Origin of the sequence: Microbispora sitophila (assembly GCF_014892245.1) — a bacterium.
Taxonomy (GTDB): domain Bacteria; phylum Actinomycetota; class Actinomycetes; order Streptosporangiales; family Streptosporangiaceae; genus Microbispora; species Microbispora siamensis.
In genome coordinates this window covers 121,064-134,306 of sequence record NZ_JADBGC010000024.1, presented here as the reverse complement: position 1 = coordinate 134,306, position 13,243 = coordinate 121,064, and the positions used below count along the sequence as shown (strand labels likewise).

Here is a 13,243-nt window from a genome sequence, read left to right as displayed (position 1 = left end):
CCGGAAGGCGTACCCGATGCGGCGAGACCTCTTCGACGAGGAGCACGACCTCTTCCGCGAGACCGTCCGTGAGTTCATGGCCCGTGAGGTCGTCCCCCACCACGCGCAGTGGGAGAAGGACGGCATCGTCCCCCGCGAGGTGTGGAAGAAGGCGGGCGAGCTGGGCATGTTCGGCTTCTCGGTGCCGGAGGAGTACGGCGGCTCGGGGATCACCGACTTCCGCTACAACATGGTGATCGTCGAGGAGATCATCCGCGTCGGCGCCAGCGGCCTGGGATTCGGCCTGCACAACGACATCATGGCGCCGTACATGGTCGAGCTGACCAACAACGAGCAGAAGCAGCGCTGGCTGCCCGGCTTCGCGTCCGGTGAGCTGATCACGGCCATCGGGATGACCGAGCCGGGGGCCGGCAGCGACCTGCAGGGCATCCGCACCACCGCCGTCCGCGAGGGCGACCACTACGTGGTGAACGGCCAGAAGACCTTCATCACCAACGGCATCAACTCCGACCTCGTCGTGGTCGTGACCAAGACCGACCCCTCGGCGGGCGCGCGCGGCACCTCGCTGCTGGTGGTGGAGCGCGGCATGGAGGGCTTCACCCGCGGCCGGAACCTGGAGAAGGTCGGCATGCACGCGCAGGACACCGCCGAGCTGTTCTTCGAGAACGTCCGGGTGCCGGTGGCCAATCTGCTGGGCGGCGAGGAGGGCCAGGGCTTCTTCCAGCTCATGAACAACCTGCCGCAGGAGCGGCTGTCGATCGCGGTGGCGGCCGTGGCCGCGGCGGAGACGGTGCTGGAGGAGACGATCGAGTACTGCCGCAACCGTACGGCCTTCGGCCGCAGCATCGGCAAGTTCCAGAACACCCGGTTCCTGCTGGCCGAACTGGCCACGGAGGTGGAGATCGCCCGCCACTACGTGGACAAGTGCGTCCGGGCGCTCAACGCCAAGGAGCTCACGGCGGTGGACGCGGCCAAGGCCAAGTGGTGGACGACCGAGCTGCAGAACAAGGTTGTCGACCGGTGCGTCCAGCTCCACGGCGGCTACGGCTACATGCTGGAGTATCCGGTGGCCAAGGCCTGGCTGGACAGCCGCGTACAGACGATCTACGGGGGCACCACCGAGATCATGAAGGAGATCATCGGCCGGTCCTTCGGCTTCTAGAGCCACAGATCAGCTGTGCTGCTGTCCCCAGATCAGCAGCATGGCCACCACGAACACGACCATCACGCCTCCGTAGGCCACCGGGCTCAGCCGGAAGAACCGGCGCACCTTGTTCAGCAGCCACGCGAACAGGAGCGCCAGGAAGACCAGAAGGATGAGTCCGGTGTCCACACGGATCAGTATGCGTGGGTTTCCCCGCCCCCGCGCGCCCGTCGGCACAAGCGGCACAGGGAGACTCAGCGCGGGTCTTCGCTGCCTTCGCGGATGCCGCCTTCGAGAATCACCCGCGCGACCAGTTCCGGGTCGTCGCTCATCGGCACGTGGCCGCAGCCCCGCAGCAGCAGCGCCCGCTGCCCCGCCCACCGCGCCGCCCGTACGGCCTGCCGGCGCGGCAGCAGCCGGTCGCGGTCGCCCCAGGCGATGGTGACCGGCACCTGGGGCGGCGCGGGCGGCGCGACCCACGCCAGCGAGTCCAGCGTCTCCTCGAACCCCACGCATTCGCGCATGGCCGTGGCCGCCGCGAGCACGGCCTCACGCGACAGCCGCTCCGGACGGGCCACGAACAGCCCCAAGGCCAGCGCCTTCCCCTCGTCCGTGCCGGTCGCGAGCGTGGGCAGCCCGTCGGCCCGCGCCGCCAGCCGCAGCAGGCGCAGCACGGCCCGCGCGTACGCGTACTCGGGCCGGGACCAGAACCCGGCGGGAGACAGCGCGACGGCCGTGCGGACGTCGGCGGAGGACGCCAGGTCGAGCGCGATGTAACCGCCCAGCGAGTTGCCCGCGACGTGCGGCCGGCTCAGGCCGCGCCCGGTCCAGAACTCCCGCACCGCCCGCCCCAGCGTCTCCACGTTGTACGGCGTGCCGTACGGCAGCGGCGGGGACTCACCGAAGCCGGGCAGGTCCACCGCGATGACGTCGTGCCGCTCGGCGAGCAGGTCGAGGACCGGCAGCCAGCCGTGCCGGTGGTGACCGATGCCGTGGAGGAGGACCAGCGGCGGGCCGCTCCCGCGGCGGTCGTGGGCGAGCTCCATCAAAGTCTCCCGTGGGGACCGTCGCCTTGAGGGGACGGGGGAATCGGGAGCGGGAGGGCCGCCAGAGCCCGAGCGTGCCCTGACCTGCGTGGTCTGCGCATCACAGATTTCCTTCCGGGTTTTTTCGGTGCCTTCCAGTAGCGTGATGATCTAATTACCGAACGTGGGAGGTGGGTGTGCGCAGGTCGTTCAAGTTCCTGCCGCGCCCCACCCGTAGGCATGCCGCCGCGCTCACGCAGTGCCTGCACGACCATCGGGAGCTTTACAACGCCGCTTTGGAGCACCGCCGTACGGCCTACCGCAGAGCCGGGGTGAGGGTCCGGTACGGCGACCAGTCGGGCGAGTTGAAGCACATCCGCGCCGATGACCCCGCCGGTCAGAGCCGGTGGTCGTTCTCCTCCCAGCAGGCCACGCTCCGCCGGTTGGACAAGGCGTTCGCGGCGTTCTTCGCCCGTGTGAAGGCCGGGCGCACGCCGGGGTTTCCCCGGTTCAAGGGGCGGGGCCGGTTCGACACGGTGGAGTGGCCCAAGGACGGCGACGGCTGCCGGTGGGATCGTCAGCCCGAACACCCGGCCGCGATCTACGTGCGGTTGCAGGGCATCGGGCATGTCCGGGTCCACCGGCACCGCCGTGTGCTCGGCACCGTCAAGACGATCAGCGTCAAGCGGGAAGGCGCCCGCTGGTTCGTCGTGCTGTCGTGCGACGAGGTACCGGCCGAATCCCTGCCCGTGACGGGCGCGGTCGTGGGCATCGACATGGACGTTGCGTCGCGGGCCACCACATCCGAGGGCGACCGCATCGAAAACCAGCGGCACCCGGCCGCGTCCGCTGACCGGCTGGCCGCCGCTCAGCGGGATCTCGCCCGTAAAAGGCGTGGGTCCACGCGTCGCCGTAAGGCCGTGGCGCGCGTCGCCGCGCTGCATGCCAAGGTGCGCCGCCGGCGGTTGGACTACGCGCACAAGCAGGCGCTCTCGCTGGTCCGCGCGTATGACGTGATCGTGCACGAGGACCTGCGGATCGCGAACATGACCCGGTCCGCGTCGGGCACGATCGTCCAGCCTGGGCGAAACGTCGCGGCCAAGACGGGGCTGAACCGGAGCATCCTGGACGCGGGTTGGGGGGTGTTCCTGCGTGTGCTCGCGCACAAGGCTGAAAGCGCCGGTCGCGAGCCGATCGCGGTCAACCCCGCCGGCACCTCCCGCACCTGCGCCCGCTGTGGGCACCGCGCGAAGGACAACCGCCTCACCAAAGCCCGGTTCCGATGCCAGGCGTGCGGCCACGAGGCGCACGCCGACGTGAACGCGGCCACCAACATTCTCAGGGCAGGGCTTGCCCTTCGCGACGCTGCGGAAGCGGCCTAGCGAGAAGCCGCGCCCTTCCGGTAGCGGAGGAGTCACGCGTCCGAGTCAAGCACCCGGGACGTCCGGAAAGAAGCGCGCAGCGCGTGGTGTCCGCTCCCCGGCCGTCGAGGCGGATCCGATGCGTGCTCGTCCGCTCGGGCTGCAATCATGTTCCGTCCGACGACCAAAGACGAAATGAACCGATAAATGACCATCACCAAGCCGGAGGAGCACACCGGCCTCGCCGACCCGCCGGAGCTGGACGTGAAAGCCGGCGTCGTCGACTTGCTGGAACGCAGCGGATCAGTCGTGGTGCCGATCGGCATCGCCCTGTACGCGCTGCTCTATCTCGGCATCCAGCAGGTGTACGGCATCTTCAACATCAGTCCGGAGCAGGCGGGCATCGACCAGGCCACCATGTTCGGCCGCCTGGTGGGGACGCTGATCCTGCTCATCATCGGCGGCGCGCTGATCGCGGGCATCGTCGTGGCGGCCGTCTGGCTGCTCGACAAGGCCACTCTCGGCCGTCTGTTCCGCCTGGCCCAGGCCGTACGCGTGCGCCCGTGGGCCGCCGCGACCGCCGGCGCGCTGTGGTGCGGGGCGAGCTACTGGGGCTTCCTCGGCTACCTCGGGCTGGGCGAGGGCACGTCGCTGGCCGGCATCGTGATCACCGCGGTGGTGATCGGCGCCCTGGCCTTCCTCGTGCCGTTCCGGCTGCTGCGGCGGCGTCCGACCGGCCGCGCGGGCATGAAGATCGTGGTGGCCGCGTTCACCGGCATCGGGCTGGGCTTCGCGCTGATGGGGCAGATGGAGAGCGACGCGCTCGCCGTCGCCGAGAAGGGCAGGCCCGCCAGCATGCTCCTGTCGATGGTGGGCTTCCAGGACCAGTGGGTGGTGCTCAACGACCGCGAAAGCGGCAAGGTGCTGCGCGGCGGCGTGCAGGTGCTGCTGCTCGGCGAACGCGAGGGCGCGTACGCGTTGTACGACTGCGCGCACCAGGAGACCTTCCGCATCTCCATGGAAGCGACCGTGCTGCGGCAGGTGACACTCGAACCCGACCGGCCGAGCGGCTACAGCTGCATGAAGCAGAAGAACTGACCGTGACACGCCCCCCGCGCCGGGGGCGTGTCACGGAACTAACGACCGCCGATGGGGATCTCGAACCAGACCGCCTTGCCCTCGCGGGTCGGGCGGGAGCCCCAGCGTCGCGCGAGCTGGTCGACGAGGTAGAGGCCACGGCCGCCCTCGTCGTTCTCCCCCGCGCTGCGGATGCGGGGCAGGCGGAGGTCCTGGTCGAAGACCTCGACCCAGACGGACTCCGCGCCCCTGCGCAGCCGCAGGGTGAACTCCTTGTCGCCCGCGATCTCCTCTTCGAAGCCCGGCACGTCCCACGACTCGTCGAACGGCAGCGGCGGCCCGTCGAGCACCAGCTCGCGGCGCGGCACGCTGGCGCTGGCGGCGTGCAGGACCACGTTGGTCACGACCTCGGACACGAGCAGGCAGGCCAGCTCCGCGCGTTCCTCGGGCACCTGCCATCCGGCGAACGCCTCGGACGCCATCCGCCGCGCCTCGCTCACCATGATCGGCTGGGCCGGGAACGTACGCTCCTGGGACTGCAGCTCCGTTCCCGCCGAGCGGACGACGAGGATGGCCATGTCGTCGTCGATCTCGCCGGGAACGGCCACCGTGGCCAGGTCGGCGATGCGCTCGACGGATTCCCCCGACGCCTTGGCCAGCTTCTCACGCAGGACGTCGAGCGCCTCGTCGTCGCCGGGGACGCCCGTGGCGGAGTCGCGTGGCGGCCTGCGGTCGACCAGGCCGTCGGTGTAGAGGAGCAGGGTCGCGCCGGGCGGCAGCTCCCTCGTCTCCTCCTTGTAGACCAGGTCGGCGTGCATGCCCTTGGCCCGCACCCCCAGCGGCTGGCCGACCTCGGTGATGTCCAGGTCCCTGACCTCGCCGTCCACGATCAGCAGCGGCGGCGCGTGCCCGGCGTTGGCGAACGACAGCTGCCTCGACCACGCGTCGTACACCATGTATTGGCAGGTGACGATCGGCGGGTTGGTGATGTCGGCACCGAAGTCGTCGTGTTCGGGCGCGGCGACGATCCTGGTCCACTCGTCCAGCCGGGCGAGGATGTCGGCGGGCGGTTTGTCGTCCTGGGCGAAGGCCCGCAACGCGGCCCTGAGCTGGCCCATGACCGCCGCCGCCTTGGCCCCCCGGCCCTCGACGTCGCCGATCACGATGCCGACGCGGCCGGCCGACAGCGGGATCACGTCGTACCAGTCGCCGCCCACCTGGGTCTGGATGCCCTGGCCGTGCGAGGCGAGCGGAGCGGCCGGGTAGTAGCGGACCGCGATCTCCAGGCCGTCGAGCGAGGGCAGCGGCTGACGCGGGAGCAGGTGCTTCTGGAACGACTCGGCGGTGTGCCGCTCCTCCTCGAACAGCAGCGCGTTGTCGACGGCGAGCGCGACGCGGGTGGCGATGGCGCCGACGAAGTCGCGGTCGAAGGTGTCGTAGTGGGGCGAACGGCGGTTCGTGAGGTTCGACAGGCCGAGGTACATCAGGCCGAGCGTCTCGCCGCGCACGCACAAGGGGGCGGCGATGGCCGAGGTCATCCCGATCTCGCCGCACAGCCGGGCCGCGCCCTCGCTCGCCGCCGGGTAGCTGACCTGGGAGAAGTCCTCGACGAGGATCGTCTCCTGGCGACGCAGGGCGGTCTCGGCGTAGTGCCCGAGGGGGTATCTGATCTCCGCGCCGACCGGCCGCCAGGTGTCCGGCGGCGGCGTCCAGCCGTTCACGTGCGTGGAGACCTTGCGCACCAGGCGGTCGCCCTCGTTCAGTTCGATGAAGCAGTGGTCGGCGAACTGCGGGACGAGCATCTCCGCGACCCGGTTGAGCGTCTCCTCGACGTACAGGGAGCCGGCGAGCCGCTCACCGATCCGCTCGAGCAGGCCGAAGCGGTCCTTCTCACGCTCGTTGCTGCGCATCGCCTCGCGCGCGGTGATCACGATGCCGCTCACGGAGCCGGAGGGGTGCCGCAGCGGCACGGCCTGCGCGCGCACGTAGATCGTCGTGCCGTCGCCGCGGGCCACGTCGAACGTGCCCTCCCACACACCGCCGCGCAGCACGTGCTTGGCCAGTTCGGCCGCGAGCGGATGGTCCTTCTCCGAGATCCCGAGGGTGTGCAGCGACTCCTTGCCCGGAGACGCGCCCACACGGCCGAACAGCTGCTCGGCGAAGGGATTCCAGTACAGGACATTGCTGAACCGGTCGGTCACGACCACGGCCATCTCCGCGTGGTCGAGAACGGAACCGGCGGAAAGGTGGTCGTCGGCGTCCTGTGACAGATCTCCCCATCGCCTCATGCCACGACCGTCCCTTGACGAGGTGGATTCGCTATGCCGGGCACGGGCGCTCCTGCGAAGGCTGGGTCGCGAGAAATGAAAGGACTCCCTAGGGGATTCAACCAGGCACAACTCATTCCGTCATCGTCTGGTGACAAAAACGTGTGAGGCGACGTCCCTCGGAAGGTCCGCGGTCGTGGTTCCCACCTCACCATCACCAGTCACCGTTACACCGTTGTCACTCGCCGCGAGCGTCACCTCGCGTCCGGGTTGTATCCCAACTTGCTTGAGTTTAAGCATCACGGCGGGATCGCTTTGCACTTGTTCGCTGATTCGGCGCACTACAACGGGCACGGGGGCCTGTCCCGCGAGGGTCACCATGGGAGACACCATCTCATCCCCGGCCGAACCGGACTGCGGCACCCCCAGCTCGTCCAGACCGGGGATCGGGTTGCCGTGCGGGCACACCCGGGGGTTCTTGAGAAGGTTCACGAGCCGGGTCTCCACCGACTCCGACATCACGTGCTCCCAGCGGCACGCCTCGATGTGGACCTCTTCCCACGGCATGCCGATCACCTGCGTCAACAGGCATTCCGCGAGGCGGTGCTTGCGCATGACGCGGATGGCCAGCGTGCGGCCCAGCGCGGTCATGCTGAGGTGCCTGTCCCCCTCGACCTTGACCAGGCCGTCGCGCTCCATGCGCGCCACCGTCTGGCTGACGGTCGGACCGCTCTGCTGCAGTCGCTCGGCGATCCGGGCGCGCAGCGGGACGATGCCCTCCTCTTCGAGCTCGAAGATCGTCCGGAGGTACATCTCCGTCGTGTCGATCAGGCCGTGTGCGGTCAAGGCTCCTCCAGTCCTTGTAAATCGATGCTACGACCTCCCCCGTGTTCGCAGCCGACCCTATTGGGGAAGCGACCCAGGATGGGAAACATCGGAGCCCAGCGATTCCTTCCGGCGGAGATCAGCCTGCCCGCGCTCAGGGAGGCCGCACGGCACTGCGAGGGCTGCGACCTCTACCGCGCCGCCACGCAGACGGTCTTCGGCGAGGGCGTTCCCGACGCACGGTTCATGCTGGTCGGCGAGCAGCCGGGCGACCAGGAGGACCGCGAGGGCGCGCCGTTCGTCGGGCCCGCGGGGCGCATGCTCGACAAGGCGCTCGAAGAGGCGGGCATCGAGCGCGAGGCGGTGTACGTGACCAACGCGGTCAAACACTTCAAGTACGAGCCCCGCGGCAAACGCAGAATCCACCAGAAGCCCACCGTGGGAGAGATCAACGCCTGCCGGCCCTGGCTCGAGGCCGAGATGCGTCTGGTGGACCCGGAGGTGACGGTGGTGCTGGGGGCCACGGCCGCCCGGGCCCTGCTGGGCCCGGACTTCCGCGTCACCAGGCATCGGGGGGAGCCGGTCCCCCGGCGCGAGGGGGCGTACTACGTGGCGACGATCCACCCCTCGGCGATCCTGCGCGCGCCCGACCGGGACGAGGCGTACTCCGGCTTCCTCGCCGATCTCAAGGTCGCGGCCAGGCTGCCCTGATCGCCATCGGCAGCGGCGCCTCAGGGGGCGAGGCGCTCCAGCGTCCAGGATCCGCCGGCTCGCCGGTAGCGGAGCCGGTCGTGCATGCGGTCGGTCTGGCCCTGCCAGAACTCGACCTCGGCCGGCATCACCCGGAAGCCGCCCCAGAAGTCCGGCACCGGCGGGTCCTCCGGCCAGCGCGCGGCCAACTCCCGGAACCTCGCGTCGAGCCGCTCCCTCGACTCCACGACGGCCGACTGACGGGAGGCCCACGCGCCGATGCGGGAGCCGTACGGGCGAGAGTGGAAGTAGGCGGCGCTGTCCTCGCGCGGGAGCCGTACGACGGAGCCCTCCACGCGGACCTGCCGCCTGATGGGATGCCACGGGAACAGCAGGCAGGCCCGCGGGTTCTCACCGAGGTCGCGGCCCTTGCGAGACTCGTAGTTGGTGAAGAAGACGAACCCGCGCTCGTCGAAGCCCTTGAGAAGGACGGTGCGGGCGGAGGGACGGCCACCGGCGGAGCTGGTGGCGACGACCATGGCGTTCGGTTCGGGCAGGCCCGCGGCGACCGCGTCCGCGAACCACAGCGCGAACTGTGTCACCGGGTCGGCGGCCATGCCGGATTCGAGCAGGGGCTCACCTTCGTAACTGTGCCGGAGCCCGGGAAGGTGCGAAGCGCTGTCCACGGAAAGGTATTCTCGCGTGTTCGGCATACGTCTCGCTCGGTGGCCCCTACCTGGGAGAACCCCGTTGGGTAGGGCCGGGGGCGCGACAGTCGGGCGCTGCGGGTTAAATTGACCCGCCGGTATCTCGACATCAAGGCTCTGGACTTCACAAGAGAGGGAGGCGGCCGAGAATGTCCGACTTCAAACCCGGGCTCGAAGGCGTGGTGGCGTTCGAGACCGAGATCGCGGAACCGGACAAAGAAGGGGGCGCCCTGCGATACCGGGGCGTCGACATCGAAGAGCTCGTGGGCAACGTCTCCTATGGACACGTCTGGGGCCTGCTCGTCGACAATACGTTCCAGCCGGGCCTGCCCCCGGCGGAGCCGTACCCACTTCCCGTCCATTCCGGCGACATCCGAGTAGACGTACAGAGCGCGCTGGCCATGCTGGCGCCTTCGTACGGCTTCCGCCCGCTGCTCGACATCGACGACGACCAGGCCCGCGACGATCTCGCACGCGCCTCGGTGACCGCTCTGTCGTTCGTCGCGCAGTCGGCCCGCGGCCTGGGACTGCCCATGGTCCCGCAGAAGCGCGTCGACGAGGCCGAGAGCATCGTCGAGCGCTTCATGGTCCGCTGGCGTGGTGAGCCCGATCCCAAGCACGTGAAGGCCATCGACGCCTACTGGACGTCGGCCGCGGAGCACGGCATGAACGCCTCGACGTTCACCGCCCGCGTGATCGCCTCCACCGGCGCCGACGTGGCGGCCGCCCTTTCGGGCGCGGTCGGCGCGATGTCCGGCCCGCTGCACGGCGGCGCGCCCGCACGGGTGCTGCACATGATCGAGGGCGTCGAGAAGATGGGTGACGCCCGCAAGTATGTCCAGAGCGAGCTGGACAAGGGCCAGCGGCTCATGGGCTTCGGCCACCGGGTCTACCGGGCCGAGGACCCGCGTGCCCGCGTGCTGCGCCGTACGGCCAAGGAGCTGGGCGCGCCGCGCTACGAGGTCGCCGCCGCGCTGGAGACCGCCGCGCTCGAGGAGCTGCACGCCCGCAAGCCGGACCGGGTCCTCGCGACCAACGTGGAGTACTGGGCCGCGGTGGTCCTCGACTTCGCCGAGGTGCCGTCGAACATGTTCACCTCGATGTTCACCTGCGCCCGGACCGCCGGCTGGGCCGCCCACATCCTGGAGCAGAAGCGCACGGGCAGGCTGGTCCGCCCCAGCGCCAACTACGTGGGCCCGAAGCAGCGCTCCATCAACGAGGTGCCCGGCGCCTCCGAGGTCATCGGCAAGGTCTGAGCCTCGGCGCGGTCGCGGCCCTGCGGCGTGCCACACGCTCCGAGAGGCCGCCGGGCCCGCCCGCGCACCGTCAGCACCCTTGACGGCCCGCCCCTTCCCGAGGGGCGGGCCGTTTCCGTGCCCGGACGCGTCACCGGCCGGGGTCGGCGGCGTCCTTGCGCGGGGGCGCCGACGGGCTCGCGGACGAGACCCCGGACGAGACCGCAGGGGCGTCCTGGGCCGCGCGCTCCCCGTCGAGGTTCCGGCAGATCCTCTCCTTGCTGTCCTTCTCCTTGCCGTCCTCGATCTCGGTGGTCGCCAGGCGGCCGCAGCGGAACGCGACCTCGGACCTGCCCGATCCGTTCACCTTCATGATCGCGATGGCCTTGTCCTCGGGCTCGTGGGCGGCGGCGCCGAACGAGATCACGCCGCTCGAACCGTTCCACCTGTCGCGCGGGGAGACGAGGGAGATCTGGTAGAGCATGTCCCCCCTGCTGGGCAGCCCGCCACGATAGGCCGCGTTGACGCGCTCGTAGAAGAGCTTGGCGGCGTCGTAGCTGAGGATGAGGTTGTCGTCGGACTCCTTCGGGTGCCGTCCGCTCAGCAGGCTCCGCACGAAGCCCGTCGGCGCCACGGTGTTGCCGCGCCACAGCTCGCGGCTCGCCAGCGCCGCGTAGTAGACCTGGACGCGCCGGTAGTCGCCGATCACCGCGCCGCTGTTGGCCACCGCTTTGATGACGTCGTCGCCCGCGAGGACCTTGATCTGCTCCTTGCCGCAGTCCTTGCCCTCGACGTAGCGCAGGAAGTCGAGGAAGTCGGCCGCACGGCCCGCGTAGAGGAGCAGGTCGGGCCCGTGCCCGCAGGCCCGGCTCACCGCGAGGTCCATGCCCGTTCCCCGGTCCTTGTACGCGACGCGGTCGCTGACCGTGATCCCCACCGCGCCGGCCTCGTCCGCGTAGTCGTCGGCGAGGTTGTTCGTGTAGTTGTCGTCGTCCGTCTGGTCCTGGACGACCACCGCGGACGGCTTGAGCACACCGCCGAGGAGCCGGTAGCGGGCGAACCTGGCGGCCAGCCGCGCCTGCCGCCGGTTCGACGGCCCCAGGCGGAACACGTACGGCGAGGAGTAGCCGGCCCCGGACCGAGCGGGGTCGTCCGCCAGATACCCGAGCCGGTCGGCGGTCGCGGTGGTCACCAGCATCGGGATCTTCGCCGTGTTCAGGGTCTGGATGGCCTCCTCGACGCCGCGGACGCTGCGCTGGAAGCCGATCACGCCGAGGACGCGGGGGTCCTCGGCCGCCATCTCGCTGACCAGCTCCGCCGTACGCCGCCCCTGGCGGAAGTTCGTGCCGGAGTTGGCCACGAGCACCTGGAGGCGGGGCGCGCCGGAGACGCCGCGCTGGTACTCCTCCACGGCCGTCAGCTCCGCCCGGGCCCCGACGAACGCGCTGTCGTTCTGGTCCTGCGCGACGGAGTACTCGCCGAACAGCACCACGCTCACGTACGTCCCGGCCTCCCTGGCCAGGTCGTTGTTGCGGTCGATCCGGGCGACGAGCCTCGTTATCTCGCTCGACGGGAAGAGCCCGTCCGGGGTGGGCCCGTCGGCGTTCAGGACGCCGACGCACTCCTTGCCGATGCGCTCGACCCAGGACAGGCCGCCGCAGTGCGCGTTGCGGTCCTGCTGGATGCGCCCGAGCAGGACGACAGGACCGATGAGCAGGAGCGTCATCACGCACCAGTAGCCGATCGCCCGCATCCGGCTGCCCACAAGGCGCGGCCGGTAGTCGTCGTCCAGCGGGATCGCGGGCGCGCTGACCATCAGCCGCAACGGCGGCACCCGCCGCCGCGCCGCCGTCCGCCACGACGCCACCAGCGCGGACAGGTCCGACATCCGGCCCGCGGTGACCGGCCGGCTGCCCGGCGCGTACGACTCGGGCACGGCGGCCAGCACCAGGAGCGGCGGCAACAGCCCGGTCTCCTCGACCGTCTCCTCCAGCGTGCGCAGGAACCGCTCGTTGACGTCGCCGGACCACCGCGCGTCGAGGACCAGCATCGCGTAAAGGCCGCGCCCCCAACTCGGCCACGGGATCAGCCACTTCTGGTACGCCTGGCGCAGGTCCCGGCACAGCGCGTGGACGAGCAGCCGCTCGACCTCCGCCTCGCTCGCGTTGGCGATGCGCAGCGCGTACTTCGCCAGGCGCTCGAAGGGCTTCCTGGTCAGGTAGGGCTGTTTCCTGAACCAGCCGTTGAAGAGGGATCCCCTGATCGAGAGCATCGCCTGGATCAACGTGCCGACGACGGCGACGAGCACGCCGAGCGCCCACGGGATCAGGCCGACCAGGTCGGAGGCGCCGCCGAGCCCCCAGGCGGCGAGCGTGCCCACCGGCACCCAGGTGGTGGCCGCGCGGCCGAGGAAGTCCGCCGCGGTCCTGCGCCCCCGGTCCCCGCCGTACCTGCCCCTGCGCCAGTCCTTGAGCCGCTCCTTGAACTCCTCCTGGCCCGTACGCGACTGGGGGTCGGGCGGCCAGGTCCGGCCCGGCACGTCGACCGGCTCCCCGGGAGGCGGCTCCTCGCGCTGGCGCCGCGCCCACAGCACGAACTGGACGAGCGGAAATCGCGGCGGGGGCAGGAATGAGCCGCCGACGGGCATGCCGAGCTGGCCGCGCTCCCCCGCCAGCGCCGCGACGAGCTCGCGCAGCGTGTCGTACTCCCCCGCCCTGACCGTGGCCTGCGGGAGGGAGTCCTCGAAGGGCTCGGCGAGCCCCCGGGCCGTGTCGAAGGCGCCGCCGTCGCGACCGACCACGAGAACGAGGGGCAGTGGGCGGTCGGAGCGCCAGAAGAACGGCCTGCGAACCAGTGCCTCGATGACGGCGTGCGGGTCGGCCACGCGGATGTCTCCCGGGGGTGGAGTCCAT

Annotated in this window: 11 protein-coding genes; 5 read left to right on the top strand and 6 right to left on the bottom strand. The window is 70.5% G+C overall.

All coding sequences use genetic code 11. From position 1 onward, the window contains the following. Positions 1–16 precede the first annotated feature (16 nt). Positions 17–1,162 (top strand): acyl-CoA dehydrogenase family protein, encoded by a 1,146-nt coding sequence (locus IL992_RS35120; protein ID WP_193207616.1) that lies wholly within the window; start codon positions 17–19, stop codon positions 1,160–1,162. Positions 1,163–1,171: 9 nt separating this feature from the next. On the opposite strand, the gene IL992_RS35115 is transcribed toward IL992_RS35120, so the two are convergent. Then, complete coding sequence (locus IL992_RS35115; protein WP_167538831.1) at positions 1,172–1,333, bottom strand: hypothetical protein; 162 nt, start codon at positions 1,331–1,333, stop codon at positions 1,172–1,174. A 65-nt stretch (positions 1,334–1,398) separates the two neighbouring features. Then, positions 1,399–2,190 (bottom strand): alpha/beta fold hydrolase, encoded by a 792-nt coding sequence (locus IL992_RS35110; RefSeq protein WP_193207615.1) that lies wholly within the window; start codon positions 2,188–2,190, stop codon positions 1,399–1,401. A 176-nt stretch (positions 2,191–2,366) separates the two neighbouring features. Here IL992_RS35110 and IL992_RS35105 point away from each other — a divergent pair, with 176 nt between their 5' ends. Both IL992_RS35105 and IL992_RS35100 read left to right on the top strand, forming a co-directional pair. Then, the gene (locus tag IL992_RS35105; RefSeq protein WP_319019026.1) at positions 2,367–3,551 is read left to right on the top strand and encodes an RNA-guided endonuclease InsQ/TnpB family protein; all 1,185 of its coding nucleotides are present in this window, start codon (positions 2,367–2,369) and stop codon (positions 3,549–3,551) included. Positions 3,552–3,737: 186 nt separating this feature from the next. Then, on the top strand, positions 3,738–4,628 hold the full coding sequence (locus IL992_RS35100) for a hypothetical protein (RefSeq protein WP_193207613.1): 891 nt from the start codon (positions 3,738–3,740) through the stop codon (positions 4,626–4,628). 38 nt (positions 4,629–4,666) lie between these two features. Here IL992_RS35100 and IL992_RS35095 read toward each other — a convergent pair whose 3' ends face one another. Both IL992_RS35095 and IL992_RS35090 read right to left on the bottom strand, forming a co-directional pair. After that, positions 4,667–6,895, bottom strand: coding sequence for an ATP-binding SpoIIE family protein phosphatase (locus IL992_RS35095; RefSeq protein WP_193207612.1), 2,229 nt, complete (start codon positions 6,893–6,895; stop codon positions 4,667–4,669). Between the two features lie 120 nt (positions 6,896–7,015). Next, positions 7,016–7,720, bottom strand: a complete 705-nt coding sequence (locus IL992_RS35090; protein ID WP_139580490.1) for a metal-dependent transcriptional regulator — start codon at positions 7,718–7,720, stop codon at positions 7,016–7,018. Between the two features lie 78 nt (positions 7,721–7,798). On the opposite strand from IL992_RS35090, the gene IL992_RS35085 reads away from it, so the two are divergent. Continuing rightward, complete coding sequence (locus IL992_RS35085) at positions 7,799–8,410, top strand: UdgX family uracil-DNA binding protein (RefSeq protein WP_193207611.1); 612 nt, start codon at positions 7,799–7,801, stop codon at positions 8,408–8,410. A 20-nt stretch (positions 8,411–8,430) separates the two neighbouring features. Here IL992_RS35085 and pdxH read toward each other — a convergent pair whose 3' ends face one another. After that, positions 8,431–9,102: a pyridoxamine 5'-phosphate oxidase gene (gene pdxH, locus IL992_RS35080; RefSeq protein ID WP_193207610.1), complete on the bottom strand. Its 672-nt coding sequence runs from the start codon at positions 9,100–9,102 to the stop codon at positions 8,431–8,433. 143 nt (positions 9,103–9,245) lie between these two features. Here pdxH and IL992_RS35075 point away from each other — a divergent pair, with 143 nt between their 5' ends. Beyond that, positions 9,246–10,352 carry a citrate synthase 2 gene (locus tag IL992_RS35075; protein ID WP_193207609.1) on the top strand — a complete coding sequence of 369 codons (1,107 nt, stop codon included), beginning with the start codon at positions 9,246–9,248 and terminating at the stop codon, positions 10,350–10,352. A gap of 130 nt (positions 10,353–10,482) precedes the next feature. On the opposite strand, the gene IL992_RS35070 is transcribed toward IL992_RS35075, so the two are convergent. Then, positions 10,483–13,215 carry an ABC transporter substrate-binding protein gene (locus tag IL992_RS35070; protein WP_193207608.1) on the bottom strand — a complete coding sequence of 911 codons (2,733 nt, stop codon included), beginning with the start codon at positions 13,213–13,215 and terminating at the stop codon, positions 10,483–10,485. Between the last annotated feature and the right edge of the window lie 28 nt (positions 13,216–13,243).